The sequence below is a fragment of the Acidovorax sp. FG48 genome (assembly GCF_057809085.1).
Genome location: NZ_JBMDJH010000018.1, coordinates 52134 through 78250 on the forward strand (window position 1 = coordinate 52134; position 26117 = coordinate 78250).

Annotated in this window: 22 protein-coding genes; 12 read left to right on the top strand and 10 right to left on the bottom strand. The window is 64.5% G+C overall.

The window, feature by feature from the left end:
* Positions 1-190: 190 nt before the first annotated feature.
* From ACODSU_RS20230 to ACODSU_RS20245, 4 genes are all read right to left on the bottom strand, one after another.
* Positions 191-1546, bottom strand: a complete 1356-nt coding sequence (locus tag ACODSU_RS20230) for a replication-associated recombination protein A (RefSeq protein WP_488844287.1) — start codon at positions 1544-1546, stop codon at positions 191-193.
* 94 nt (positions 1547-1640) lie between these two features.
* Complete coding sequence (lolA, locus tag ACODSU_RS20235) at positions 1641-2273, bottom strand: outer membrane lipoprotein periplasmic chaperone LolA (protein ID WP_060986904.1); 633 nt, start codon at positions 2271-2273, stop codon at positions 1641-1643.
* A gap of 44 nt (positions 2274-2317) precedes the next feature.
* A complete protein-coding gene (locus ACODSU_RS20240) occupies positions 2318-4654 on the bottom strand; it encodes a DNA translocase FtsK (protein WP_060986905.1) in 2337 nt (778 codons plus the stop codon).
* Between the two features lie 73 nt (positions 4655-4727).
* Complete coding sequence (locus ACODSU_RS20245; RefSeq protein ID WP_015013088.1) at positions 4728-5405, bottom strand: Crp/Fnr family transcriptional regulator; 678 nt, start codon at positions 5403-5405, stop codon at positions 4728-4730.
* Between the two features lie 186 nt (positions 5406-5591).
* Between ACODSU_RS20245 and trxB the strand changes: the two genes are divergently transcribed.
* The 3 genes from trxB (at position 5592) to rpmG (ending at position 7230) form a co-directional block, all read left to right on the top strand.
* Positions 5592-6545, top strand: a complete 954-nt coding sequence (trxB, locus tag ACODSU_RS20250) for a thioredoxin-disulfide reductase (RefSeq protein ID WP_015013087.1) — start codon at positions 5592-5594, stop codon at positions 6543-6545.
* Positions 6546-6814: 269 nt separating this feature from the next.
* A complete protein-coding gene (rpmB, locus tag ACODSU_RS20255) occupies positions 6815-7048 on the top strand; it encodes a 50S ribosomal protein L28 (RefSeq protein ID WP_015013086.1) in 234 nt (77 codons plus the stop codon).
* A gap of 11 nt (positions 7049-7059) precedes the next feature.
* Positions 7060-7230, top strand: coding sequence for a 50S ribosomal protein L33 (rpmG, locus tag ACODSU_RS20260; RefSeq protein WP_005797189.1), 171 nt, complete (start codon positions 7060-7062; stop codon positions 7228-7230).
* A gap of 235 nt (positions 7231-7465) precedes the next feature.
* On the opposite strand, the gene ACODSU_RS20265 is transcribed toward rpmG, so the two are convergent.
* The 3 genes from ACODSU_RS20265 to ACODSU_RS20275 form a co-directional block, all read right to left on the bottom strand.
* Positions 7466-8680 (bottom strand): DesA family fatty acid desaturase, encoded by a 1215-nt coding sequence (locus tag ACODSU_RS20265; protein WP_488844290.1) that lies wholly within the window; start codon positions 8678-8680, stop codon positions 7466-7468.
* A gap of 131 nt (positions 8681-8811) precedes the next feature.
* Complete coding sequence (locus ACODSU_RS20270) at positions 8812-10086, bottom strand: RsmB/NOP family class I SAM-dependent RNA methyltransferase (RefSeq protein ID WP_488844292.1); 1275 nt, start codon at positions 10084-10086, stop codon at positions 8812-8814.
* A 103-nt stretch (positions 10087-10189) separates the two neighbouring features.
* Entirely contained in the window at positions 10190-12043 is a 1854-nt protein-coding gene (locus ACODSU_RS20275; protein ID WP_488844294.1) for a M48 family metalloprotease, read from the bottom strand.
* A 66-nt stretch (positions 12044-12109) separates the two neighbouring features.
* Here ACODSU_RS20275 and ACODSU_RS20280 point away from each other — a divergent pair, with 66 nt between their 5' ends.
* Positions 12110-12364, top strand: coding sequence for a DUF1653 domain-containing protein (locus tag ACODSU_RS20280; protein ID WP_343735200.1), 255 nt, complete (start codon positions 12110-12112; stop codon positions 12362-12364).
* A 90-nt stretch (positions 12365-12454) separates the two neighbouring features.
* On the opposite strand, the gene purN is transcribed toward ACODSU_RS20280, so the two are convergent.
* Positions 12455-13036: a phosphoribosylglycinamide formyltransferase gene (purN, locus tag ACODSU_RS20285; protein WP_488844296.1), complete on the bottom strand. Its 582-nt coding sequence runs from the start codon at positions 13034-13036 to the stop codon at positions 12455-12457.
* A gap of 21 nt (positions 13037-13057) precedes the next feature.
* On the opposite strand from purN, the gene ACODSU_RS20290 reads away from it, so the two are divergent.
* The 4 genes from ACODSU_RS20290 to ACODSU_RS20305 all read left to right on the top strand — a co-directional run bounded on the left by ACODSU_RS20290 (position 13058) and on the right by ACODSU_RS20305 (position 17609).
* Entirely contained in the window at positions 13058-13759 is a 702-nt protein-coding gene (locus tag ACODSU_RS20290) for a YceH family protein (protein ID WP_060984763.1), read from the top strand.
* A gap of 45 nt (positions 13760-13804) precedes the next feature.
* Positions 13805-14986 carry an acyl-CoA dehydrogenase family protein gene (locus ACODSU_RS20295; protein ID WP_015013079.1) on the top strand — a complete coding sequence of 394 codons (1182 nt, stop codon included), beginning with the start codon at positions 13805-13807 and terminating at the stop codon, positions 14984-14986.
* Positions 14987-15010: 24 nt separating this feature from the next.
* Positions 15011-16126, top strand: coding sequence for an acyl-CoA dehydrogenase family protein (locus ACODSU_RS20300; protein WP_488844299.1), 1116 nt, complete (start codon positions 15011-15013; stop codon positions 16124-16126).
* An 88-nt stretch (positions 16127-16214) separates the two neighbouring features.
* Entirely contained in the window at positions 16215-17609 is a 1395-nt protein-coding gene (locus ACODSU_RS20305; protein WP_488844301.1) for an alpha/beta fold hydrolase, read from the top strand.
* Positions 17610-17764: 155 nt separating this feature from the next.
* On the opposite strand, the gene ACODSU_RS20310 is transcribed toward ACODSU_RS20305, so the two are convergent.
* Entirely contained in the window at positions 17765-18322 is a 558-nt protein-coding gene (locus ACODSU_RS20310; RefSeq protein ID WP_015013076.1) for an HNH endonuclease, read from the bottom strand.
* Positions 18323-18577: 255 nt separating this feature from the next.
* Here ACODSU_RS20310 and ACODSU_RS20315 point away from each other — a divergent pair, with 255 nt between their 5' ends.
* From ACODSU_RS20315 to ACODSU_RS20330, 4 genes are all read left to right on the top strand, one after another.
* Positions 18578-19627 (top strand): bifunctional riboflavin kinase/FAD synthetase, encoded by a 1050-nt coding sequence (locus tag ACODSU_RS20315; protein WP_476017109.1) that lies wholly within the window; start codon positions 18578-18580, stop codon positions 19625-19627.
* A 112-nt stretch (positions 19628-19739) separates the two neighbouring features.
* Positions 19740-22625 carry an isoleucine--tRNA ligase gene (gene ileS / locus ACODSU_RS20320; RefSeq protein WP_488844304.1) on the top strand — a complete coding sequence of 962 codons (2886 nt, stop codon included), beginning with the start codon at positions 19740-19742 and terminating at the stop codon, positions 22623-22625.
* Positions 22625-23128 (top strand): signal peptidase II, encoded by a 504-nt coding sequence (gene lspA, locus ACODSU_RS20325; protein ID WP_488844306.1) that lies wholly within the window; start codon positions 22625-22627, stop codon positions 23126-23128. Before ileS ends, lspA begins: the two co-directional genes overlap by 1 nt.
* Before the next feature lie 229 nt (positions 23129-23357).
* Entirely contained in the window at positions 23358-25013 is a 1656-nt protein-coding gene (locus ACODSU_RS20330) for a Na/Pi cotransporter family protein (protein WP_488844308.1), read from the top strand.
* 69 nt (positions 25014-25082) lie between these two features.
* Here ACODSU_RS20330 and ACODSU_RS20335 read toward each other — a convergent pair whose 3' ends face one another.
* Complete coding sequence (locus ACODSU_RS20335) at positions 25083-26063, bottom strand: bile acid:sodium symporter family protein (protein WP_110959471.1); 981 nt, start codon at positions 26061-26063, stop codon at positions 25083-25085.
* Positions 26064-26117 lie beyond the last annotated feature (54 nt).

Here is a 26117-nt window from a genome sequence, read left to right on the forward strand (position 1 = left end):
TTTTCCCTCGGGTTTTGGTCACATCAGCGCGCCACGCACTGCATAAGCATTTTTGATGCACGCAAGATAATTGATGTGCAAACTTATTACCTCGATCATGCCGAATCGGCATAACGCGGTTTTTAAGGACGCAGCTTCGGCTGAAAAGGCGCCGCCCCGCTCCCTGGCGGTCCAGAGGCCGGCCCCGCGATCAGACGCCGGTGTCTGGCGCCTGCACGTCCGGGTGGGCGGCGGCGACATTGCGCTCGCGCAAATCCCGCATCTTCTGGGCGATCTTGATCTCCAGCCCCCGCTCCACGGGCTGGTAGAAGCCGGGCGCAGCCATGCCCTCGGGCAGGTAGTTTTCGCCCGCCGCAAAGCCGCCCTCTTCGTCGTGCGCGTAGCGGTAGCCCTTGCCGTAGTCGAGCTCTTTCATCAATTGGGTGGGCGCATTGCGCAGGTGCATGGGCACCGGGCGTGTGCCGTCCTGCTTGACCCAGGCACGGGCCGCGTTGTAGGCCTTGTAAACGGCGTTGGACTTGGGGGCGACGGCCAGATAGACCACGCATTCGGCCAGCGCCAGCTCGCCCTCAGGGCTGCCCAGGCGTTCATACACCTCGCTCGCGTCCAGCGCCAGGCGCAGCGCGCGCGGGTCGGCCAGGCCAATGTCTTCGGCCGCCATGCGCACCAGGCGGCGCGCCATGTAGCGCGGGTCGGCGCCGCCGTCCAGCATGCGCACCAGCCAGTACAGCGCAGCATCGGGGTCGGAGCCGCGCACCGACTTGTGCAGCGCGCTGATGGTGTCGTAGAACTGCTCGCCGCCCTTGTCGTAGCGGCGCATGCGCTCGCCCAGCACCTTGACCAGCCACGCGTCGGTGATCTCGGTGAGCTTCTCCTGCGCGGCCGCCATGGCCAGCGTCTCCAGCGTGTTGAGCAAGCGGCGCGCGTCGCCATCGGCGTAGGCCACCAGGCGGTCGATTGCTACGCTTTCAATAGCTGGCAGCGCTTGTTCTGCCTGCGCCAGGGCCACAATTCGCTTCAAATCCTCTTCGGACAAGGGCTGCAGCACATAGACTGCCGCGCGCGACAGCAACGCGGAGTTGACCTCAAACGACGGGTTCTCGGTGGTGGCGCCGATGAAGGTGAATAGACCGCTTTCTACATGCGGCAGGAAGGCGTCCTGCTGGCTTTTGTTGAAGCGGTGCACTTCATCGACAAACACGATGGTGCGCTGCTGCATCAGCCCGTCGCGCGCGGCCTGGGCCTGCTCCACTGCTTCGCGGATGTCCTTGACTCCGCCCAGCACGGCGCTGATGCTGATGAACTGCGCATCAAACGCGTCGGCCATGAGCCGCGCAATGGTGGTCTTGCCCACGCCCGGCGGGCCCCACAGGATGCAACTGTGCGGACGGCCCGACTCAAACGCGAGCCGCAGCGGCATGCCCGGGCCCAGCACATGCTGCTGGCCGATCACCTCGCCCAGCGCGCGGGGCCGCAGGCGCTCGGCCAGGGGCTGGTGGCTGGATGGGTGCGCCGAAGAAGGGGCGGAGGCACTGCGTGCTGCCATGGTCGTGTCCTGTCTACAGTAGGCTGATTTTCAAGCCAGATAGGCCTCTAGCGCCTACAAATCATGCGCTGACAGCTACATTTTTAGGAGCAATCTATTGCTTCACCACATCAGCCCCAGCCGGAGGCTTGAACTGGAAGGTGCTGGCGGGCAAGGCTGCATTGGCCTGCATGCCGTTGAAGCGGATCAGCGAGCGCTGACCAAAGCTGTCCAGGATGTCGAGCGCCGCCAGTTGCTCGCCCGCAAAGCCCACGCGCACGCTCTTGAGCTGGCCGTCCTTGGTCTTGGGGCTGGCCAGCACCCACTGCAAACCATCGGCGTCGGGGGCGGCCTCCAGCGTGAAATCGGCCTTCAGCGCCGACAAATCCGGCGCGGACGCCAGCAGTGCAGCGGGCGTGCTGCCCAGCGCCTGCGACTGCGAGCGCTGCGTGACCTGGTTCAGGTCCACGTCATACAGCCACAGCGTCTGGCCGTCGGCCACGATGGTCTGCTCGAAAGGCTTCTTGTAGACGAACTTGAAACGCCCGGGGCGCTGAAACTCAAAGCTGCCACTCGACGTCTTGGTGCGCGCGGCCTGGCCGTCCTTAGGCGGCGATGTCACGGTCTGCGTGAAGTCGGCCTTGCCCGTCTGCGTGCCCTTCATGAAGGATTCCAGGCTTTTCAGCCCGTCAGCGCTAGCCACGCTTGCCGCAGCAGCTATCAAAATTGCAGTAGCGATCTTTTTCAACACGAACTCCTGTGGGGTGGTGACCGGCCTCGCGGTCCGGCTGCTCATTCGCTGCGGTTGGGCACCAGCACTTCACGCTGGCCGCTGGCCGTGAGGGCACTGACCAGACCGGCTTTTTCCATGTCTTCCAGCAGCCGCGCCGAGCGGTTGTAGCCAATGCGCAGCTTGCGCTGCACGTACGAGATGCTCGCCTTGCGGTCCTTAAGCACCACTTCGACGGCCTGATCGTACATGGGGTCCTTTTCGCCGCCTTCACCACCGCCGCCTTCCCCTGACAGATCGCCCTCGCCATCCACAGTTCCGCCTTCGAGCACGCCTTCTATGTAGTCCGGCTCCCCTTGTTCCTTGAGGTAACTGACGACACGGTGTACTTCTTCGTCTGACACAAAAGCGCCATGCACGCGGATCGGCAGGCCCGTGCCACTGGCCATGTAGAGCATGTCGCCCATGCCCAGCAGCGCCTCGGCGCCCATCTGGTCGAGGATGGTGCGGCTGTCGATCTTGGAGCCCACCGAGAACGCAATGCGGGTGGGAATGTTGGCCTTGATCAGGCCGGTGATCACGTCCACGCTGGGGCGCTGGGTGGCCAGGATCAGGTGGATGCCCGCGGCACGCGCCTTCTGCGCCAAGCGGGCGATGAGTTCTTCGATCTTCTTGCCCACCACCATCATCAGGTCGGCCAGCTCGTCGATGATGACCACAATGTGTGGCAGGCGCTGCAGCGGCTCGGGCTCTTCGGGCGTGAGGCTGAAAGGGTTGTAGATGAACTCCTCGCGCGCCTTGGCCTCGTCAATCTTGGTGTTGTAGCCCGCCAGATTGCGCACACCCAGCTTGGACATGAGCTTGTAGCGGCGCTCCATCTCGGCCACACACCAGTTCAGGCCGTGCGCCGCCTGCTTCATGTCAGTGACCACGGGCGCCAGCAGATGCGGAATGCCTTCGTAGACCGACATTTCCAGCATCTTGGGGTCGATCATCAACAGGCGCACGTCGCGCGCCTCGGCCTTGTATAGCAGCGAGAGGATCATGGCGTTGATCCCCACCGATTTGCCCGAGCCCGTGGTACCGGCCACCAGCACGTGCGGCATCTTGGCCAGATCAGCCACCACCGGGTTGCCCACGATGTCCTTGCCCAGGCCCATGGTGAGCATGCTCTTGGCCTCGTGGTAGACCTGCGAACCCAGGATCTCCGACAGGCGGATAGACTGGCGCTTGGCGTTGGGCAGCTCCAGCGCCATGTAGTTCTTGCCCGGAATGGTCTCGATCACGCGGATGGACACCAGGCTGAGCGAGCGGGCCAGGTCCTTGGCCAGGCCCACGATCTGCGAGCCCTTGACGCCCGTGGCGGGCTCGATCTCGTAGCGGGTGATCACCGGGCCGGGCATGGCGGCCACCACGCGGACCTCCACGCCAAAGTCCTTGAGCTTTTTCTCGATGAGGCGGCTGGTCATCTCCAGCGTCTCGGGCGCCACGGTCTCCTGGCGCTGCTGTGGGCTGTCGAGCAAATCCACCAACGGGAGCTTGCTGTCGGGCATGTCGGTGAACAGGGGCTTCTGGCGCTCCTTCACCACGCGGGTGCTTTGCGGCACATCGACCAGCACGGGCTCGATGATCTGCACAGGTTCGGGGTGGTGCACTTCGCTTTCGGTGCGCTCTTCCAGCACCACCACCTCGCGCTCGCGGGCCGCCTTGCGGCCCACGGCGACATCCTTGGCCACCTCGCGTTTTGCGAGGCGAGACTGCACCAGCGCATCAATGCGCCCGCCCAGAAACTCCGCCACATGGCCCCACGAGAAGCGGAACACCAGCGCTGCGCCCGCCACCGCCAGCACAATGGCCAGCAACCCAGAGCCTGTGAAACCCAGCCACTTCACACTGGCTGGCCCCACCACATAACCCAGCACGCCCCCAGCGTGACCAGGCAGGAAGGTTTCAAACCGGTACAGCCGCGACCACTCCAGCGCCGTGCTGGAGCACATCAGCACCACCAGCCCCCCCCAGAACGTGGCCCGGCGCACCAAAGGGCTGGCGGCGCCTGCCACCACTTCGCCCCCGCGCATCCAGCGCGCCAGTGACGACAGCCAGGCGCGCACACCGGCCGCCACGCACCACCACACCGAAAAGCCCAGCGCAAAGTAGCTGCCATCGGCCAGCCAGGCGCCAAAACGCCCCGCCCAGTTGGCGACAGAGCGCACATCGCGGGCGCCGGAGGTGGACCAGGCCGCGTCCTGCGCCGAATAGCTGACCAGCGCCAGCAGCCAGAAAACCAGGGCCAGCAAGCCCACCACCAGGGCGATTTCGTGGCCAAAACGGGCAGCGCCCGTGCGGGGCGGCGACTTGGCCGCCGCCGATGCATTCAGGGTATTGAGGGAATAGGTCATAAACGTGCGGGGTGAGCTTACCGCATGCATTGCGCCGGGCGCGGCACCCGGCGCAGGGTCTGCCACCCCACTTTCAGCCCAAGGCGTTCAGCCGGTCCTTGAGCAAGGTGGCCCCATTGGGCAACGCTTCGATGAAGCCACGCTCCTCCAGGTCTTTCATCACCCGGCTCACCATCTCGCGGGACGCGCCCACCATCTTGGCCAGGTCCTGGCGCGAGATTTTTTCCTTGATGAGCAGCTGCCCTTGTGCATCGGCGACCGCAAAGTCCAGCAAGGCGTGGGCGACCCGGCCGTACACATCCAGTAACGCGAGTGACTCAATCTTGCGATCGGCATGGCGCAAGCGCTTGACCAGCCCGCGCATCACCACCAGCGACATGGAGGCGTTTTCCGTCAGGCAGCGCGCAAACTCTGCACGCCCCAGCATCAGCACGTCGGTCTGCACTTCGGCACGCACGGTGGCCGAATGGGGTTCGTTGTCGATGATGCTCATCTCGCCCAGGTAGTCGCCCTGGGCCAGCGTGGCCAGAATCACCTCGCGCCCCCGGCTGTCCGAGGTCATGACCCGGGCGCGGCCGGTGAGCAGGATGAACAAGGCATTGGACTTTTGCCCCTGCTCCACCAGCGCTTCGCCCCGCTTGAAGCGGCGCTTGATCACCGCGCCGCTGATCACCTCCGCCTGCGCCACCGTCAGCAGCGAAAACAAGGGCACCCGGCGCAGCAGGTCGAGGTTGGACAACATCGTGGACATGCAAACATCTCCTTTCAGGGGTGCGACCCAACCGGAGCCGCAACGGGTTATCAATGGGTTCTTACAATCGCGGTGATTGAAAACGGGGCCACTCGTGCGAGCGGACGCCGGTTGATACTCGGCGGCTCGACCCCCAGCTTTCCCAACAGCGCCCCATGTAGCGGGCGCAAAACACAGGCTTTTACCATGTCCACCACCCAACACGCGAAAGTTCTGATCCTGGGCTCTGGCCCTGCGGGCTACACCGCAGCGGTTTATGCAGCGCGCGCCAACCTGAACCCGGTGCTGATCACCGGCATGGCCCAAGGCGGCCAGCTGATGACCACGACCGAGGTGGACAACTGGCCCGCCGATGTGCACGGCGTGCAGGGCCCGGACCTGATGCAGCGCTTTCTGGAGCACGCAGAGCGCTTCAAGACCCAGATCATCTTCGACCACATCAACAAGGTCGATTTCAGCAAGCGCCCCTTCACCCTGACCGGCGACAGCGGCACCTACACCTGTGACGCACTGATCCTGGCCACCGGCGCATCGGCCAAATACCTGGGCCTGCCGTCGGAAGAGGCCTTCATGGGTAAGGGCGTGTCCGGCTGCGCCACCTGCGACGGTTTCTTCTACCGCGACCAGGACGTTTGCGTGGTGGGTGGCGGCAATACCGCCGTGGAGGAAGCGCTGTACCTGTCCAACATTGCCCGCAAGGTCACCCTGGTGCACCGCCGCGACAAGTTCAAGGCCGAGCCCATCCTGGTGGACAAGCTCCACGAGAAGGTCGCCGCGGGCAAGATCGAGCTCAAGCTGTTTCACACCCTGGACGAGGTGCTGGGCGACAACACGGGCGTGACGGGCATCCGCATCAAGAGCACCCAGGACGGCAGCACGCAAGACATCAAGCTGCAGGGCTGCTTCATCGCCATCGGCCATGCGCCCAACACCGAAATCTTCCAGGGCCAGCTGGAGATGGAAAACGGCTACATCATCACCCAGGGCGGACTCAAGGGTTTTGCCACGCAGACCAGCGTGCCCGGCGTGTTCGCCGCGGGCGACGTGCAGGACCACGTTTACCGCCAGGCCATCACCAGCGCCGGGACCGGCTGCATGGCCGCGCTGGACGCGCAGCGCTTCCTTGAACAAGAAGCTTGATCACGAGCAAGACCCCCACGCTCCGCCGCTGCGCGGGTCGCTGCCCCCCAAGGGGGCTTTTTTGTCTTGGGGCGGCCCGTCGACAAAAATCGGGCTGCAGGCTATAATTTGCGGCTTTGCTGAATTCGGCCCGTTTTTTGCGGTCATCCGAAACCGGCGAATCGGGTTACCGCCACCCTTTCTGGCGAGGTGAGGCCGCAAGCCAACCTGGGCAAATCAAACGCCCAGGGCTCAGCGAACGGCCGTTAATACAGTATCGGAGTGTCCTCATGGCACGCGTCTGCGACGTAACGGGCAAGAAGCCCATGACTGGGAACAACGTTTCCCACGCCAACAACAAAACCAAGCGCCGGTTCCTGCCGAACCTGCAATACCGCCGTTTCTGGGTTGAGAGCGAAAACCGTTGGGTGCGCCTGCGTGTTTCGAGCGCTGCCCTGCGTTTGATCGACAAGAACGGTATCGACTCGGTGCTCGCAGACCTGCGTGCCCGTGGCCAGGCTTAAGGAGTAGCACCATGGCAAGCAAAGGCGGACGCGACAAGATCAAGCTGGAATCCACTGCGGGTACCGGCCACTTCTACACCACCACCAAGAACAAGAAGACCATGCCCGAGAAGATGGCGATCATGAAGTTTGATCCCAAGGCTCGCAAGCACGTGGAATACAAGGAAATGAAGCTGAAGTAATTCAGCCTCTTTCTGGTCTTCCCAAAAGCCGCCCGGCGTCCAGCCCGGCGGCTTTTTTCATGGGCATGCAGGTGTTTGAGTACGGCCAGGCGTGCATCCCCGCCGCGCTCCTTCCTTCTCCGCTGAAGCCAACAAAAAACCGCTGCAGGCACAAGGCCTTACAGCGGTTTGATGGGAGGTGCGTCTGAGGTGCCCGGACCTGTAGCCAGCCCCTCAACGTCCTGAGAACATCTGGTCAGGCGCGCGCAGCGCGCAGGCGGATGGAGAACTCGCGCAGGGCCGCCACACCACTTTCTTCCGCTCGGCGGCACCAGGCTTGCAGGTCAGCAGTCAGCTGCTCGCGGGAGTGGGAGGTGTTCAACCACAGCTGACGCAGCTCTTCGCGCATGGTCACCATCTTGTCGAGCGTCGGAGATGCCGCACGGGCCTGCGCCAGCTGCGGCAAGGCGCCCGCTGGCACCTTCTCGGCATCGCGGTGCAGCCAGCGCTTGGCCGCCTTGAGCACCGACACATCGGCCTGACGCGCCTGCAGCGCGGCAATCTCGTCCCTGCAAGCCTGCCGCACGCCGCGCGCATAGCCAGCCATCACTTCGTAGCGGTTGGCGATCAAGGCTTCCAAAGTCTTTTCGTCGGCCACGGGCTTCACATCGCCCAGTTGCAGCTTGGGCGGCACCTTCTTCACCGTAGCCCAGCCGATTTTCTTCATGAGGCTGATGTACACCCAGCCAATGTCGAACTCATAGGTCTTGACCGAGAACTTGGCCGACGTGGGGTACGTGTGGTGATTGTTGTGCAGCTCTTCGCCGCCGATGATGATGCCCCAGGGGGACAAATTGGTGCTGGCGTCCTGCGCCTCAAAGTTGCGGTAGCCCCAGTAGTGACCCACGCCATTGACCACACCGGCGGCCCAGAACGGAATCCAGAGCATCTGCACCGCCCACACTGCCGCGCCCAGGGCGCCGAACAGGGCCAGGTCCAGAATGAGCATCAGGCCCACGCCTTGCCAGCCGTAGCGGGTGTAAACATTGCGCTCCATCCAGTCATCGGGCGTGCCATGACCGAACTTCTTGATCGTTTCCATGTTCTTGGACTCGGCGCGGTACAGCTCGGCGCCGCGCCACATCACGGTGTCCAGCCCACGGGTCTGGGGGCTGTGCGGGTCGTCCACGGTTTCGCATTTGGCGTGATGCTTGCGGTGGATGGCCACCCATTCCTTGGTGACCATGCCGGTCCCAATCCACAGCCAGAAGCGGAAGAAATGCGAAGGAATGGCATGCAGGTCCAGCGCGCGGTGGGCCTGGGCGCGGTGCAGAAAGATCGTGACCGCTGCGATGGTGATGTGGGTCGTGGCGAGGGTGTACAACACGATCTGCCACCAGGCCAGGTTCCACAACCCATTTCCAAGCCAGTCAATGGCGGCGTTCAGTACAGCCCAGTCGGGTAACAGCATATTCACAAAAACCTTACTACAGAGAACCTGCTCACCAACGAAGCAGCTATTTCATTTTAGAGGGCCTGCCTCTGAAAGGATCAGGGAAATCCAGCGTGTTTACGCTGGTTTAGAGCCCTACCCCCAGCATTTCAGTCCTTCTTGGCCCAGATGGCGGCAAAGAATCCGTCAGTCTGGTGCAGATGGGGCCACAAGCGCAAATAACTACTGCCCGATGCGCCGCCGCTGCACAAACCCTTGGCGCCTTCGACCTTGAGCTGCTCCAGCAGTTCGCTGGCGTCCAACAACTGGAAGTCCGGGTGGGCGGCACTGAACGCCTCGGCAATGGCCTCGTTTTCTTGCGGCAGGATGCTGCAAGTGGCATACACCAAGCGGCCGCCCGGCTTGAGCAGGCGGGCTGCGCTGTCCAGGATGGACGTTTGTTTGGCCACGAGCTCTTCGACAGCCTTGGGCGACTGGCGCCATTTGAGGTCCGGATTGCGCCGCAAGGTGCCCAGACCCGAACAGGGCGCGTCCACCAGCACGCGGTCGATCTTGCCGGCCAGACGCTTGACGCGGTCATCGCGCTCATGGGCGATGGCGGCGGGGTGCACGTTCGACAGGCCGCTGCGGGCGAGGCGGGGTTTCAGTGCATCCAGCCGGTGGCCCGACACATCAAAAGCGTACAAACGCCCGGTATTGCGCATGCTGGCGCCAATGGCCAGGGTTTTGCCCCCGGCCCCGGCACAAAAATCCACCACCATCTCGCCGCGCTTGGCATCCAGCAGCAGTGCCAGCAGTTGGGAACCCTCGTCCTGCACCTCGATAGCGCCGCGTGTGAAGGCGTCCAGCTTGGTCAGCGCAGGCTTGTCGTCAATGCGCAGGCCCCAGGGTGAATACGGCGTGGGATGCGCCTTGATGCCCGCTTTGGCCAGCTCCTTTTGCACGTCGGCGCGCTTGTCCTTGAGTGCGTTGACACGCAGATCCAGCGGTGCGCTCTGCGCCAGGCTTTCCACCAGCGGCCAGAAGCCGTCGGCCAATTGGTCCTTGAGGGGTTTGACCAGCCATTCGGGCAGGTTGTGGCGATGGCGCTCCATCAGGTCGTCCACCGTGACCGCATCGCACTGGTCGAGCCATTTTTTTTCCTGCTCGGTCAGAGCGCTCTTGAGAAAATCGCGCGGACCATGAAACCCCAGGATGGCCAGACGGCGTTCCTTGGGCCCTGAGCCCGAGGGGGCCATGTGGTCAAACAGCAGCTTTTTGCGCAGAACGGTGTAGACCGTTTCCGCCAGCGTGGCGCGCTCGCGCGGCCCCAGGCCCCGGTTGTCGCGGAAGAATCGTGACACCACCGCATCGGCGGGGTGTTCAAACGTGAGGGTGAGCCTGACCAGTTCGGCGCAGGCGTCGAGAAGAACTTTGGGATGCATCCTGCGATTGTCCCATTCCCCGCCGCGCTACCGATATGCCCCTACCCTCCCACTGCGACAGCCGCAAGTTCACGAGCAAGCCACTCCATGCACGGCCAAGTCGTCAGCGGCTGTAGATCGGCTCGAACGCCGAGCGCTCGATCTGCTGCAGGGTCGGCGACTCACCCGCCCACAGCACCAGCGCGGGGCCCGGCAGGCTCAGGTTGCGCTCCAGCGCGCGGCACAGGTGGTAGCGGCTTTCATCGTCCATGCCCGGCAGCTCGACAAACACCAGGTAGGCCCTGCGCTGGGGGTATTCGCGCAGGTTCTTGCGCACCAGCCAGCAGCGCGCCAGCGGTGCGCAGCGGGCCAGCTCGGACTGCAGCTCCGCCAGCTCGAACGAGCTGAGGTCATGCCGCACGATCTGGCTGAAGAACGAGGTGCCCGACAGCTCTTCCCAGGCCCGCTCTTCGGATTCTTGCGCGCGCTCCAGCCGCTTGCGCCATTGCTTGAAAGCGGCCGCATCGTGGTCCAGCCCCAGGCGTGGGGTCTCCAGTTCGGCCAATGCCGTGCGTGCAGCCCAGTAGCGGTCGCTGCTGCCGGTTTCCCACAGGCGGTGCAGCAGCTGCAGCTTGCCCTCCCGATCCTCCTCCGCCAGGCAGGGCACCAGCCCGCGCAACGCGGCAGGGTATTCGGGGCTGCGCTGCAGCGCCAGCTCATACAGGGCACGGACATCGGCATGCGGGTCCAGATGGCGCTTCAGGCGGGCCAGTTCCACCAGGTCGGCAGCGCTGCTCTGTGCTGTCGATGCACCCAGGGCTTCGGCGCGTGCGGGCACGCGTCCCAGCCAGGCGTGGTGCTGCTTCCATTCGCTGGCGTTGTCGCGGCACCATTGCTTGTCGAAATGCGCCACCCAGCGTTTGGCATCCGGACCCAGCAGGGCCAGCGCGTTGCCGCGCGACCATTCCGGCAGGGTGGGCGTGGCGTCCAGTGCTTCGATGCGGTCGCGCAGGCTGGGGTGGGTGTCGTCCAGATTGCTCAGACGCTTGAGCGCCTGGCGCAGGGCGTCATTGGCAAAGGCGGCATCAGGGGCTTTGGCCAAGGCGCGGCGCATGCTGCGGTAGGGACCCACCGGCAACGGGTTGCCCGCCGCTGCACACCAGTGGTTGCCCCAGAACTCCGCCTGCAGCCACGCGCCCCGGATCTCGATCTCGGCCAAGGCCGCAGCAGTCACGTCGCGGCCCAGCAGCTTGCCGGCGATGCGATCGGCCTCGTATTCGTCCTGGCGGGCCAGTGCAAAGGTCTTGGCCGAAAACCGCGGAAAGTACCAGCGCATGAACAGCTGCGTGGCAGCAGCCACCGGCCCCTCATCGTCGGCCAGGCTGTGGTTCAGGCGCATCCACGACAGGCGGGTGCGGTAGATCCATGCAGCAAAGCGGCCGTGGTCACCCCGCAGATGGCCGTACTCGTGCGCCAGCACCGCCAGAAAACGTGGCCGGTCCAGCGCCATGAGCAGGGGCAAGCCAATGCTCAGGTGGTTGACCGCCCCACCCAGCAGGCCGTAACGCGGCAACTGCTGGATGCTGGCATTGAATTCGTCGGTCAACGTGACCTTGTGAATGGGCGGGCCCTTGATCTTGCGGCGGATGCGCGCCAGCGCTTCAAACAGGTCGGGCGCGTCCAGCGCGGTAATTTCAACGCCCTCAGGCGCATCAAACCGCACCCACAGCGCACGCAGGCTGACCCACAACAGACCTCCGGCCCCCAGCAAGGCCCAAACCATCGCCAACCGAAAGCGCCCATGCAGCAACTGGGGCACCACCCACAGCAAAATACCCACAGCGAGCGCCAGACACCCCAGCACCCAGGCATAACCCAACGCCGCAAACGCAGCCACACTGCGGCGGTACGCGCGGCTGTTGTCGGCGCTGGCATGCTCGCTCATGCGCACCATGTGCACAAAATCTGCCTGGTCCACGGACTTCCCTCACTCTGGTTGATTTTTTTCAGCCGCCATCCTAACCACTCACGCTACCGCAGCACCATGACCGACGACGACCTGCCCGAACTCATCCGCACGCCACCCGGCCTGTACCGTCACTACAAGGGCATGCTCTATGAAGTGATCGACACCGTGCGCCACAGCGAAACGCTGGAACCCATGACGCTGTACCGCGCGCTGTACGGCCAGCGGGGCTTGTGGGTGCGGCCCGCCGCCATGTTTGAGGAGCAGGTACTGGTCGACGGGGTGCTGCAGCCCCGCTTCCAGAAATGCGCAGAGGGGACGGCGCCCGTATAGTTGACACCCAAAAGCGGCTTCAGCGCCCGTCCGAAAAGCGCCTTAAGCTATATTTTCAATAGCAATCAGATCGCTGCAGCCGGGTGTTAGCTACAGCGTTTGAACCAGCGCCCGTACGGCGCGCGGGTAGATCACATGCTCCTGGGTCAGCACCCGGGCAGCCAGCGTCTCGGCGGTGTCGCCCGGTAGCACCGGCACCACGGCCTGGTCCAGGATGCGGCCCACATCCAGCTCGGCCGTCACCTGGTGCACCGTCACGCCCGCAAACTTGCAGCCCGCATCGATGGCGCGCTGGTGCGTGTGCAGCCCGGTAAAGGCGGGTAGCAGCGAAGGGTGGATATTGATGAGCCGCCCGGCGTAGTGCGCCACAAACTCTGGCGTCAGGATGCGCATGAACCCTGCCAGCACCACCAGGGCGGGCTGGTGTCGGTCGATGGTGGCGGCCAGCTCGGCATCAAAAGCCTCGCGGCTGGCAAAGGCCTTGTGGTCCAGCACCTCCGTTGCGATGCCCTGCTCCCGCGCAAAAGCAAGCCCTGCAGCATCCGGTTTGTTGCTGATGACGGCCGCCACGCGGGCGCCGTAGCGCTGCTCCCAGTGCTCCTGCTGGGCTGTGCGGACGATGGCAGCCATGTTGGAGCCGCCGCCAGAGATCAGAATGACGATGTTCTTCATAAATTGCCATGGATTATCCCAGTGCCCTTCGACCCCACCACACGCCCCCTAACCCCCAACGAAGCCCGCGTGCTTGCCACCCTGATGGAAAAAGCGCGCACTGTCCCCGACAGCTATCCCATGTCGCTCAACGGTCTGGTCACCGGCTGCAACCAGAAAACCAGCCGTGACCCGGTGATGAACCTGAGCGACGCCGAGGCGCAGGAGGCACTGGATTCGCTCAAACTGCTGACCTTGGCGTTTGAGAGCAGCGGCAACCGCACCACGCGCTGGGAGCACAACTTTCAGCGCGGCGTGGGTGTGCCCGAGCAATCGGCCGTGCTGCTGGGCCTGCTGATGTTGCGCGGGCCGCAGACGGCGGGCGAGTTGCGCATCAACGCCGAGCGCTGGTACCGGTTTGCGGACATCTCCTCGGTCGAGGCGTTTCTGGACGAGCTGCAGGAGCGCAGCGCCGAAAAGGGTGGCCCGCTGGTCGTGCAGCTTCCCCGCGCGCCCGGCGCCCGCGAACAACGCTGGGCGCACCTGCTCTGTGGGCCAGTGGATACCTCCGCCAGCCATGCACCCGCAGGCGGGTCGGGCGCCAGCCCATCGCCAGCCCTGCAGGCCCGTGTAGACGCCCTGGAGGCTGAGGTGGCGAGCCTGCGTAACACCGTGCAGCGACTGTGCGCAGAGCTGGGCATTTCCCCTGAGTTCAGTCCAATGTCGCCACCCGGACAGGAATAAAACGAACGACCGTGCTACAAATGCGGATCACTTGGAGACAAACCGATGGATCTCGCATTTACCCCCGAAGAACAGGCGTTTCGCGAAGAGATTCGCGCCTGGGTTCACGCCAACCTGCCCAAGGAAATTTCGCACAAGGTGCACAACGCCCTGCGCCTGACCCGCGAAGACATGCAGGGCTGGGCCAAGATCCTGGGAAAAAAGGGCTGGCTGGGCTTTGGCTGGCCCAAGGAGTTCGGCGGCCCCGGCTGGACAGCCGTGCAAAAGCACCTGTTTGAAGAGGAATGCGCCCTGGCGGGCGCGCCACGCATCGTGCCGTTCGGCCCGGTGATGGTGGCCCCGGTGATCATGGCGTTTGGCAATGCGGAGCAGCAAAAGCGCTTCTTGCCCGGCATCGCCAGCGGCGAAGTCTGGTGGAGTCAGGGTTACAGCGAACCCGGTTCGGGCTCGGACCTGGCCAGCGTCAAGACCCGCGCCGAGCGCGTGGGCGACAAGTACATCGTCAACGGCCAGAAGACCTGGACCACCCTCGGCCAGCACGGCGACTGGATGTTCAACCTGGTGCGCACCAGCACAGAGGGCAAGCCCCAGACCGGCATCTCCTTCCTGCTGGTGGACATGAAGTCCAAGGGCGTGACCGTGCGCCCCATCAAGCTGCTCGATGGCGAGTGCGAAGTGAACGAAGTGTTCTTCGACAACGTCGAAGTGCCCGCCGAGAACCTGATCGGTGAAGAGAACAAGGGCTGGACCTACGCCAAGCACCTGCTGAGCCACGAGCGCACCAACATCGCCGACGTGAACCGCAGCAAGCGCGAGCTGGAGCGCCTCAAGCGCATCGCCAAGACCGAAGGCGTGTGGGACGACCTGCGCTTCCGCGACCAGATCGCCCTGCTCGAAGTCGACATCGTGGCGCTGGAAATGCTGGTGCTGCGCGTACTGTCTGCCGAGAAGTCCGGCAAGAACTCGCTCGACATTGCGGGCCTGCTCAAGATCAAGGGCAGCGAGATCCAGCAGCGCTACGCCGAGCTAATGATGCTGGCCGCAGGCCCCTTTGCCATGCCCTTCATCGAAGAGGCCATGGAGGCCGGCTGGCAAGGCAACTTCCCCGGCGGCGTCACCGCCAACGCTCCGCTGGCATCTACCTACTTCAACCTGCGCAAGACCACCATCTACGGTGGCTCCAACGAAGTGCAGCGCAACATCGTGGCTCAGACCGTCCTCGGCTGATCCCAAGTTCCAGGAGACAAGAACATGGATTTCGATTTTTCTGACGACCAGGAACAACTGCGCGACGCCGTTCGCAAGTGGGTGGATAAGGGCTACACGTTCGAGCGCCGCCGCGCTGCCGTGGCCGTCGGCGGTTTTGACCGCACCGCCTGGAACGAACTGGCCGAGCTGGGCCTGACCGCCCTCACCGTGCCCGAAGCGCACGACGGCATGGGCCAGGGAGCCATCGACGCGATGGTAGTGGCCGAAGAACTGGGCCGTGGCATTGTGCTGGAGCCCATCGCCCAGGCCTTCATCGCCAGCAGCGTGCTGTCGCACTACGCACCCGCCGAAGTGCAAGGTGCCTGGCTGCCCCGCGTGGCCAGCGGCGAAGCCCTGGTGGTGCTGGCCCAGCAGGAGCGCAAGGCGCGCTACCGCCTGGATGTTTGCGAAGCAAAAGCAGCTAAAGCGCAATCAGGATATGCGGTAACAGCTATCAAAAGCGTAGTACCCGCTGGTGACCAGGCGGACGCCTTCATCGTGCCTGCGCAGTTGGACGGAAAGATCGCCCTCTTCCTGGTCGAACGCACTGCGAGCGGCGTGACCACGCAGGGTTACGTCACGCAAGACGGCAGCCGCGCCGCCGAGGTGCACCTGGCCAACGCCCCCGCCACGCTCATCACCACCGACGGCCTAGCTGCGCTGGAACTGGCCGTGGACACCGGCATCGCCGCCGCCTGCGCCGAAGCCGTGGGTGTGATGGACAAGACCGTGGCCATCACCGTCGAATACATGAACCAGCGCAAGCAGTTCGGCGTGTTCATTTCCAGCTTCCAGGCGCTGCGGCACCGCGTGGCCGACATGAAGATGCAGCTGGAGCTGGCCCGCTCGATGAGCTACTACGCCAGCCTCAAGCTCGGCGCCCCTGCCGAAGAACGCCGCGCCGCCATGGCCCGCGCCAAGGTACAGCTGGGCCAGTCGATGCGTTTTGTGGGTCAGCAGGCCGTGCAACTGCACGGTGGCATCGGCGTGACGGACGAGTACATCGTGAGCCACTACTTCAAGAAGCTCACGCAGCTGGAAGTGACCTTTGGCGACACGCTGCACCACCTGGGTGAAGTGTCCGCCCGCATGCAAGACACCGCAGGCGTGTTTGCCTGACGGTCACTGACGCAGGCGCGTCACACCCATCAACGATGCTCGTGGATTCACTGGTCCACGGGCATTTTTTCTTTCTGGAGACAGCTTCATGAACAACATATTCTGGCTGCAACGCCGATCTCTGCTGCTGGCAACCGCTGCGGTGGCCAGCCTCGCCCTGGCTGGCTGCGCCACCCAAAGCCCCAGCCTGGCCGAGGCACCGCCCATCGTCTTTGTGCACGGCAACGGCGACACCGCTGCGCTGTGGCAAACCACCGTGTGGCGGTTCGAATCGAACGGCTGGCCCCGCGAGCGCCTGCACGCCATCGACGTGCCCTACCCGCTGTCGCGCGATGAGGATGCAAAACCCCAGGCAGGCCGCACATCGGCCGCAGAGCACATGGCCTACCTGAAGGCCGAAGTGGACAAGGTGCTCAAGACCACGGGCGCCCGCCAGGTGGTGCTGGTGGGCAATTCACGCGGCGGCAACGCCATCCGCAACTACATCTACAACGGCGGCGGCGACAAGACCGTGAGCCACGCCGTACTGGGCGGCACCCCCAACCACGGCGTGTGGGCGATCCCTGGGTTCCGCGAAGGCAACGAATTTTCCGGCACCGGCCCCTTCCTCAAAGCACTGAACGCCCCTAAGAACGCAGCGGGCGACGAAGTGAGCGGCCCGGTGAAATGGATGACCATCCGCTCGGACAACAACGACAAGTTCGCCCAGCCCGACGGCCTGTGGATCGGCCAGAAAGGCACGGCCACCAACGTGACCGCCGCAGGCCCCGAACTCAAGGGCGCCACCAATGTGGTGATTCCGCGCATCGATCACCGCGAGACGTCGTACTCCCCCGCAGCGTTTGAAGCCACCTACCGCTTCATCACCGGCAAGGCGCCAACACGCACCGAGATCGCTGCAGAAAAATCTGTGGTGCTGAACGGCAAGGTCACGGGCCTGGGCGTGGATTCCGCCGACCCCAAAACCGGCAACTTCAGCAACAACCTGCCGCTGGAGGGCGCACAGCTGGAGGTGTACGCCACCGACCCTGCCACCGGCGCCCGCAAAGGCAACCCGCTGCTGCGCAAAACGGTGGGCACGGGTGGCCAATGGGGTCCGCTGACGGTTTCGCCTGGCGCACCCGTCGAGTTTGTGATCACTGCGCCGGGCTACGCCACCACCCACATCTACCGCAGCGGTTTCCCGCGCAGCAGCGACCTCATCCACCTGCGCGCAGAACGCATGGCCGATGCTGACAAGGGTGCCGACAGCGTCGTGACCCTGACCCGCCCGCGCGGCTACCTGGACCCGGCGCGCGACAAGATGCTGCTGGACGGCGCAGTGCCTGCTGGGGTGCCCGCAGGGGCCGGCGTGGCCTCGGCCAAGGTCAAGCCAGCCGGTGGCGTGCGCGCTATTGCGGCAGAGTTCAATGGCGAGCGCTTGGTGGGGCAGACTTGGCCTGCGGCCAGCGGCCACCTGGTGTTTTTGGAATTGACGTATTGAAGAACAGGGCGCCGGGCAGTATCCACATTCTTCTCAGCACCCCCCAAGAGGGGTCAAGACGGCCCTTATGGCTAGCCGCTCCGTCGCAGACAGTACGCCTAGTACGGCAAGACGGAGCAACGACGCCAGAAGGGTCGTATTGGCCACTACCCCAACTAAGCCAACAGCCGTGAAGACTTGGGGACATGGGCCATGAGGAATTCCATCTGATCGGCCAGGATGCGCCGATTGCGCAGGATGAAGTCCTCCCACAGGCTCGGCACATAGGGCGCGTACAGCAGCGGCATGTGCGCCTGCTCCGGTGTGCGCGGCCCCTTGCGGTGGTTGCAGGGGCGGCACGCCGTGACCACGTTCATCCAGTGGTCCTGGCCGTTGCGCGCGAAGGGCACGATGTGTTCGCGCGTCAGGTCCTCTTCGTGGAAACGCCCACCGCAGTAGGCGCACACATTGCGGTCGCGGGCAAAGAGCTTGCTGTTGGTCAGGCTGGGCTTGAGCTCGAACGGGTTGATGCTGGGCACCCCCTTGGTGCCGATGATGCTGTTGATGGCGATCACCGATTGCTCACCCGATATGGCGTTGTACCCGCCCCGGAACCGGGCAATCTGGCCGCCGGACTCCCAGCGCACTTCCCCGGCGGCGTAATGAATCACCGCCTGTTCGAGTGAAATCCACGATTGGGGCAGCCCTTGGGCTGAGAGCTTCAAGACCTTCAAAACACGCCTCCTGGAACACAAAGTACACAAGGACATGACTTCCGCAAAACAGGACTCTGGCAAGTGGCTCGCCCCAAGGAAAAGGCGGTTGTTGCATCCCGATTTGCGCAAGTCCGAAAGGATTCTGAACGCAGATGTCTCGCGGGCAGCCCTGCGCTGGGCCAGCCGTGGGTCACAATATACTCTTTTTGTGACAAATTGGCGTCCTGCGCTTGATGGACCTGCGCATGGCGCTATCAAAAAGATAACAAACCGATGAAGATCTTTCGCGGATTCCACCACCCGGGCATTGCCGATGCCTGCGCGCTGACCATCGGCAACTTCGATGGTGTGCACCGGGGGCATCAGGCCATGCTGGCCCTGCTGAACAGCGAGGCGGCACACCGGGGCGTGGAAAGCTGCGTGCTCACCTTCGAGCCCCACCCGCGCGACTACTTTGCCGGGTCCCATAACAAGCCGGAACTGGCCCCAGCCCGCATCGGCACCTTGCGCGACAAGCTCACCGAATTGGCCCGCTGCGGTGTGCAACAGACCGTGGTGCTGCCGTTTGACGCGCGGCTGGCCGCCAAGTCGCCCGACGCTTTCATCGATGAAGTGCTGGTGCGCGGGCTGGGCGCACGCTATGTGTTGGTGGGTGACGATTTCCGCTTCGGCCGCCAGCGCGCGGGCGACTACGCCATGCTGGACGCGGCCGGCCAAGCCAAGGGCTTCGACGTAGCGCGCATGAACAGCTACGAGGTGCATGGGCTGCGCGTGTCCAGTTCCGCCGTGCGCCAGGCGCTGGCCGCAGGTGATATGGAGGCCGCCGCGCGCCTGCTGGGGCGGCCTTACACCATCAGCGGCCATGTGGTGCATGGCCGCAAACTGGGGCGCGAGCTGGGCTCCACGGCAGAGGGCGCGGGTGACGGGTTTCGCACGCTCAACCTGCGGTTTGCGCACTGGAAGCCTGCCGCCAGCGGCATCTTTGCGGTGCTGGTGCATGGCCTGGCCGATGGCCCGCTGCCGGGGGTGGCTAACCTGGGCGTTCGCCCCTCGCTGGACCCGAACGACGTCAACGGCGGTCGCGTGCTGCTCGAAACCCATTGCCTGCACTGGCCCGCCGAACTGGGTGCCGAAGGGGCGTACGGTAAAATCGTGCGCGTGGAACTGCTGCACAAACTGCACGACGAGCTGAAGTACGACGGTCTGGACGCCCTGACAGCGGGCATTGCCAAAGACTGTGCGGATGCGCGCGCCTACTTTGCATCGGCCCACGCCCCCAATCACACCGAGACCCGGCGTCAGACCACGCGCGACCGAATTTAGGGGGCTGCCTGCGCAGCGCCTGCCCTGCAGGCCCGACACCTCTCGCGTTTCGCTCCCTGTTTCCCCGCATTGCTCCGGGCCCGCCCGGAATGCCCCGTTTTAAGGCTCCCTCATGTCCGACAACGCCAGCACGCCCACCTCCACTGCCCCGGATTACCGCAGCACCCTGAACCTGCCCGACACCCCCTTCCCCATGCGCGGCGACCTGCCCAAGCGCGAGCCGGGCTGGGTGAAGGAATGGGAAGACAAAGGCATCTACAAGCGCCTGCGCGACGCTCGCCGGGGCGCGCCCAAGTTCATCCTGCACGACGGCCCGCCCTACGCCAACGGCCAGATCCACATGGGCCATGCGGTCAACAAGATCCTCAAGGACATGATCACCAAGGCGCGCCAGCTCGAAGGCTTTGACGCGCTGTACGTGCCCGGTTGGGACTGCCACGGCCTGCCGATCGAAAACGCCATCGAGAAGAAACACGGCCGCAACCTGAGCCGCGACGACATGCAGGCCAAGAGCCGCGCGTTCGCCACCGAGCAGATCGCGCAGCAGATGGTGGACTTCAAGCGCCTGGGCGTGCTGGGCGAATGGGACAACCCCTACAAGACCATGAACCCCGCCAACGAGGCGGGCGAAATCCGCGCGTTCAAGCGCGTGATGGAGCGCGGCTTTGTGTACCGGGGCCTCAAGCCCGTGTACTGGTGCTTTGACTGCGGCTCGTCGCTGGCCGAGTTCGAGATCGAATACCAGGACAAGAAGAGCACCACGCTGGACGTGGCCTTCAAGTCGCACGACCCGGCCAAGCTGGCCGCCGCGTTTGGTCTGCCCGCATTGACCAAGGACGCCTTCGTCGTCATCTGGACCACCACCGCCTGGACCATCCCCGCCAACCAGGCGCTGAACCTGAACCCCGAGATCACCTACGCGCTGGTGGACGCGGGCGAGCGCATCCTGCTCGTCGCCGAGCCGCTGGTGGCCTCGTGCCTGGAGCGCTACGGCCTCACCGGAAGCGTGCTGGCCACCACCCTGGGCAAGAACCTGGGCGGCCTGGAGTTTGAACACCCGCTGTACGACGTAGCCAGCGAAGACGGAAGCTTCGGGTACCGCCGCCTGTCGCCCGTGTACCTGGCCGACTACGCCACGGCCGACGACGGCACGGGTATCGTGCACTCCTCGCCCGCCTACGGCCTGGAAGACTTCAACTCCTGCCGCGCGCATGGCATGGCGCTGGACGAGATCCTGAACCCCGTGCAGGGCAACGGCACCTATGCGGCCGACTTCCCGCTGTTCGGCGGCCAGCACATCTGGAAGGCTGTGCCCGTCATCATCGAAGCCCTGCGCAACGCAGGCCGTTTGATGACCACCAAGGACATCACGCACAGCTACCCCCACTGCTGGCGCCACAAGACGCCCGTGATCTACCGCGCGGCGGCCCAGTGGTTCATCCGCATGGACGAAGGCGAAGGCGTGTTCACCCAGCCGGGCATGAAGCCCGCCAAGACGCTGCGCCAGATCGCGCTCGACGCCATCGAGCACACCAGCTTCTACCCCGAAAATGGCAAGGCCCGCCTGCACGACATGATCGCCGGGCGGCCCGACTGGTGCATCTCGCGCCAGCGCAGTTGGGGCGTTCCCATCCCGTTCTTCTTGCACAAGGATTCGGGCGAACTGCACCCGCGTACCATGGAAATCATGGACCAGGCTGCCGACATCGCCGAAAAGGGTGGCATCGAGGCCTGGAGCCGTGTGACGACCGAAGAAATCCTGGGCGCCGAAGACGCGCCGCACTACACCAAGAGCACCGACATCCTGGAAGTGTGGTTCGACTCCGGCTCCACCTTCAGCCACGTGCTGCGCGGCACGCACCCCGAGGTGCACCACGACACGGGCCCCGAGGCCGATCTGTACCTGGAAGGCCATGACCAGCATCGCGGCTGGTTCCACAGCTCGCTGCTGCTGGCCTCCGCGCTGGAAGGCCGTGCGCCGTACCGCGGCCTGCTGACCCACGGATTTACCGTGGACAGCCAGGGCCGCAAGATGAGCAAGTCGCTGGGCAACGGCATTGACCCGCAAGAGATCAACAAGAAGCTGGGCGCAGAAATCATCCGCCTGTGGGTGGCCGCGAGCGACTACTCCGGCGACATCGCGGGGGACGAGAAGATCCTGGCGCGTGTGGTGGATGCCTACCGCCGCATTCGCAACACGCTGCGCTTCCTGCTGGCCAACGTGAGCGACTTTGACCCGGCCAAGGACGCCGTGCCGTTCGAGCAGATGCTGGAGATCGACCGCTACGCACTCACCCGCGCGTCCGAGTTCCAGGCCGAGGTGCTTGCGCACTACAAGGTGTACGAGTTCCACCCCGTGGTGGCCAAGCTGCAGCTGTACTGCTCGGAAGACCTGGGCGGCTTCTACCTGGACGTGCTCAAGGACCGCCTGTACACCACGGCGCCCAAGAGCCTGGCCCGCCGCAGTGCGCAGACCGCGCTCTACAACATCACGCACGCCATGCTGCGCTGGATGGCGCCGTTCCTGTCGTTCACGGCCGAAGAGGCGTGGAAGGTGTTCGGCAACTCCGACTCCATCTTCCTGGAGACCTATGGCAATGTCGCCGGCGTGGGCGCCGGTGCCGACGAAGGCCTGCTGGCCAAGTGGTCGCGCATCCGCGAGATCCGCGATGCGGTGAACAAGGAGATCGAGGCCCTGCGCGCCGCGGGCCAGGTGGGCTCCTCGCTGCAGGCGACGGTCACGCTGACGGCTGCGCCGGAGGACCACGCACTGCTGGCCAGCCTGGGCGATGACCTGAAATTCGTGTTCATCACATCCGCTATCGACTTGGTAGCTGGTAGCGCTTTACAGATCAGCGTCAAGCCCAGTTCTGACACCAAGTGCGAACGCTGCTGGCACTACCGCAGCGATGTGGGCAGCGACGCCGCCCACCCCACCATCTGCGGCCGCTGCACCAGCAACCTGTATGGCAACGGCGAAAGCCGGGCGCACGCGTGATGGCGCGCACTATGCAAACCGGGCGCACCGGCTCAGGTATGTGGCCCTGGCTGGCATGGGCGGTGTTTCTGATGGGCGCCGACCAGATCACCAAGACGCTGATCCTCAACCACTACCAGTTGGGCGACTCCACGTTCATCACCAGCTTCTTCAACATCGTGCGCGCGCACAACACCGGCGCAGCGTTCTCGTTCCTGTCGGACGCGGGCGGCTGGCAGCGCTGGTTGTTTACTGGCATTGGCGTGGCGGCCACGATCTTCATCGTGTGGCAGCTGCGCGCGCACCCGGGCCAGAAGCTGTTCAGCTTTGCGCTGTCCAGCATTCTGGGTGGCGCAGTGGGCAACGTGGTGGACCGGCTCATGCACGGCTATGTGGTGGACTTCTTGCAGTTCCACTATGCGGGCTGGTACTTCCCGTCGTTCAATCTGGCCGACTCGGCTATTACCGTGGGTGCGGCCTGCCTGATCCTGGACGAGCTGCTGCGGGTACGGCGCGAGCGCTGAGGCCCCACTGGCTTTACCCCCTGAACGGCCCGCTGCATGCGGGCCGTGCTGTTTGTGCGCAGCAACGCACCCAGCGCCGACATGGGCATCTGCTCCGGCGCTATGGAATCAGGAGTATGCTTATGTGTCAGTTTTATGACAGCCCGGTGCGCGCGCTTCTTGCATTGGCCTCTGGGTCTGGTCATTGCAGGGTTTGCGCCCATCACAAGAAGAAGAAACAACGGTTTTCATGAAGCATCTCCTCAATCTCCTGGCAGCCGTGGCGCTGCTGATCTGGGGCACCCACCTGGTGCGCACCGGCATCCTGCGCGTGTTCGGCGCCAACCTGCGCCAGCTGATTGCGCACAGCGTCAGCAGCCGGTTTACTGCCGTGCTGTCCGGCATTGGCGTGACGGCCGTGGTGCAGTCCAGCACAGCCACCGCACTCATCGTGTCGTCCTTTGTGGGCCAGGGCCTGGTGGGCTTGCCTGCGGCGCTGGCCGTGATGCTGGGCGCCGACGTGGGCACCAGCGTGATGGCCGTGGTGTTCTCCATGGACCTTTCTTGGCTGTCGCCCCTGTTCATCTTTGTGGGCGTGGTGCTGTTCATCTCGCGCAAGGACACCGCCGTGGGCCGCGTGGGCCGCGTGTTGATCGGCCTGGGGCTGATGCTGCTGGCGCTGCGCCTCATCACCGAATCGACCACGGTGCTCACCCAGTCGCCCACCGTGCGCACGCTGCTGGGAGCGCTCACCAGCGATTTGCTGCTGGAGATCTTTACCGGTGCCATTCTGGCCATCGTGGCGTATTCCAGCCTTGCCACCGTGCTGCTCACTGCGGCGCTGGCAGGCTCTGGCGGTATTCCGGCCGATGTGGCGCTGGGACTGGTGCTGGGCGCCAATCTGGGCAGCGGCGTGCTCGCCGTGTTGACCACCATGAAGTCCAACGTGCAGACACGCCAGGTGCCCCTGGGCAACCTGTTCTTCAAGATCATTGGCGTGCTCATCATGACGCCACTTACCGGCCTGTGGCTGCAGCATGTGCGGCCCTACGTGCCTGAAACCGCCGCCCTGGTGGTGCTGTTCCACCTGGCCTTCAACATCGTGGTGGGCATCGTCTGCATTGGCCTGACAGGTACGGTGGCCCGCACCGTGCAGCGCCTGCTGCCAGTGGAAAAGGCGCAGGCTGCCGCAGGCACCCGCCCCCAGCATCTGGACCCCTCCGCCCTGGCCACGCCATCCCTCGCCATCTCGTGCGCGGCGCGCGAAGCCCTGCACCAGGCCGACGTGGTCGAATCGATGCTGCTGGGACTGCACAAAGTGATCCGCACGGACGACCTGCAGTTGGCAGAAGACCTGCGCAAGCTCGATGACGAGGTGGACGGCCTGTACTCGGCCATCAAGTACTACATGACCAAGATCTCGCGCGAAGCCCTGGACGAGCGCGAGGGCCGCCGCTGGGCCGACATCATCAGCTTCACCATCAACATGGAGCAGATCGGCGACATCATCGAACGGGTGCTGATCGACATCGAGGACAAGAAGATCAAGAAGGGCCGCCAGTTCTCCGATGCGGGCATGGAAGAGATCAACGAGCTGCACGCCCGCCTGATCGACAACCTGCGGCTGGCGATGAGCGTGTTCTTGAATGGCAGCGTGCGCGACGCACAAAAGCTGCTGGAAGAAAAGGCGCGCTTTCGCGACCTGGAACACGCCTATTCGGCCACCCACCTGGCACGCCTGTCAGACAACACGGTGCAGAGCATCGAGACCAGCTCACTGCACATCGACCTGATCAGCGAACTCAAGCGCATCAACTCGCTGCTGTGCTCGGTGGCCTACCCCATCCTGGAATCGGCCGGTGCCCTGGCGCCCAGCCGCCTGCGCACGCTCAACGAGCAGAGTTGAAGCCTTTGGGGCCGCAGGCGCATGTTCTTCATGCGCCTGCAGCTATACAAAATATAGCATCCCAGTTACCTATGCACTGCGCCGCGCATAGCGCTGCGCCAGCACCGCACACACCATCAGCTGCATCTGGTGGAACACCATGATGGGCAACACGATGGCGCCCACCGCATGCGATGCAAACAGCACCTTGGCCATGGGCACGCCGCTGGCCAGGCTCTTCTTGGAGCCGCAGAACACCAGCGTGATTTCGTCCTCCTTGGAGAACCCCATGCGCCGCGCGACCCAGGTAGTGGTCACCAGCGCCAGTGTCAGCAGCACGGCGCACGCCACCACCAGGCCCAGCAACGCAGACGCAGGCAACTGCCGCCACAGCCCCTCGACCACCGCTGCGCTGAAGGCGGTGAACACCACCAGCAGGATGGAGCCCTGGTCCACCAGCTTGAGCGCTGCCGCCCGGCGCTGCACAAAACCGCCAATCCACGGACGCAGCAGGTGGCCCGCCACAAAGGGCACCAGCAACTGCAAGGTGATGCGGCCGATGTTGGCCAGCGTGTCGTGCTGGGCGGCGCCCGCCTGCTGCTGTGCCTCGGGCAGCAGCAGCCCCACCAGCAGCGGCGTGATCACGATGCCCAGCAGGGTCGATGCCGACGCGCTGCAGATGGCCGCCGGCATGTTGCCGCGCGCCATGGCCGTGAACGCGATGGCCGACTGCACCGTGGCGGGCAGCACGCACAGGTACAGGATGCCAGTGTAAAGCCCAGGCGTGACCAGCGGCAGCAGCACGGGCCGCAGCGCCCAGCCCAGCAGCGGGAACAGCACAAACGTGGTGCCCACCACCACCAGGTGCAGCCGCCAGTGCGAGAGCCCCGCCACGATGGCATCGCGCGAGAGCTTGGCCCCGTGCAAGAAGAACAGCAGCGCCACGGCCGCCACGGTGATGCCCTCCAGCGCCTGGGCCGCTACGCCCGACGCGGGCAACACGCTGGCAAGGGTGACGGTGCCCAGCAAGGCCAGGGTGAAGTTGTCAGGGAGAAAACGGGAACGGGCCATGGGTGACAGCGCAGCGGCAGCGCAAAAAATGCAGAAACGTGGGGCACACAAACC

Excerpts from the sequence above, each read along its gene's own strand:
- ACODSU_RS20230 (WP_488844287.1), bottom strand. The coding sequence starts at position 1,546 with ATGGCAGCACGCAGTGCCTCCGCCCCTTCTTCGGCGCACCCATCCAGC.
- ACODSU_RS20240 (WP_060986905.1), bottom strand. The coding sequence starts at position 4,654 with ATGACCTATTCCCTCAATACCCTGAATGCATCGGCGGCGGCCAAGTCG.
- ACODSU_RS20245 (WP_015013088.1), bottom strand. The coding sequence starts at position 5,405 with ATGTCCACGATGTTGTCCAACCTCGACCTGCTGCGCCGGGTGCCCTTG.
- trxB (WP_015013087.1), top strand. The coding sequence starts at position 5,592 with ATGTCCACCACCCAACACGCGAAAGTTCTGATCCTGGGCTCTGGCCCT.
- rpmB (WP_015013086.1), top strand. The coding sequence starts at position 6,815 with ATGGCACGCGTCTGCGACGTAACGGGCAAGAAGCCCATGACTGGGAAC.
- rpmG (WP_005797189.1), top strand. The coding sequence starts at position 7,060 with ATGGCAAGCAAAGGCGGACGCGACAAGATCAAGCTGGAATCCACTGCG.
- ACODSU_RS20265 (WP_488844290.1), bottom strand. The coding sequence starts at position 8,680 with ATGCTGTTACCCGACTGGGCTGTACTGAACGCCGCCATTGACTGGCTT.
- ACODSU_RS20270 (WP_488844292.1), bottom strand. The coding sequence starts at position 10,086 with ATGCATCCCAAAGTTCTTCTCGACGCCTGCGCCGAACTGGTCAGGCTC.
- ACODSU_RS20280 (WP_343735200.1), top strand. The coding sequence starts at position 12,110 with ATGACCGACGACGACCTGCCCGAACTCATCCGCACGCCACCCGGCCTG.
- purN (WP_488844296.1), bottom strand. The coding sequence starts at position 13,036 with ATGAAGAACATCGTCATTCTGATCTCTGGCGGCGGCTCCAACATGGCT.
- ACODSU_RS20295 (WP_015013079.1), top strand. The coding sequence starts at position 13,805 with ATGGATCTCGCATTTACCCCCGAAGAACAGGCGTTTCGCGAAGAGATT.
- ACODSU_RS20300 (WP_488844299.1), top strand. The coding sequence starts at position 15,011 with ATGGATTTCGATTTTTCTGACGACCAGGAACAACTGCGCGACGCCGTT.
- ACODSU_RS20305 (WP_488844301.1), top strand. The coding sequence starts at position 16,215 with ATGAACAACATATTCTGGCTGCAACGCCGATCTCTGCTGCTGGCAACC.
- ACODSU_RS20315 (WP_476017109.1), top strand. The coding sequence starts at position 18,578 with ATGAAGATCTTTCGCGGATTCCACCACCCGGGCATTGCCGATGCCTGC.
- ileS (WP_488844304.1), top strand. The coding sequence starts at position 19,740 with ATGTCCGACAACGCCAGCACGCCCACCTCCACTGCCCCGGATTACCGC.
- lspA (WP_488844306.1), top strand. The coding sequence starts at position 22,625 with ATGGCGCGCACTATGCAAACCGGGCGCACCGGCTCAGGTATGTGGCCC.
- ACODSU_RS20330 (WP_488844308.1), top strand. The coding sequence starts at position 23,358 with ATGAAGCATCTCCTCAATCTCCTGGCAGCCGTGGCGCTGCTGATCTGG.
- ACODSU_RS20335 (WP_110959471.1), bottom strand. The coding sequence starts at position 26,063 with ATGGCCCGTTCCCGTTTTCTCCCTGACAACTTCACCCTGGCCTTGCTG.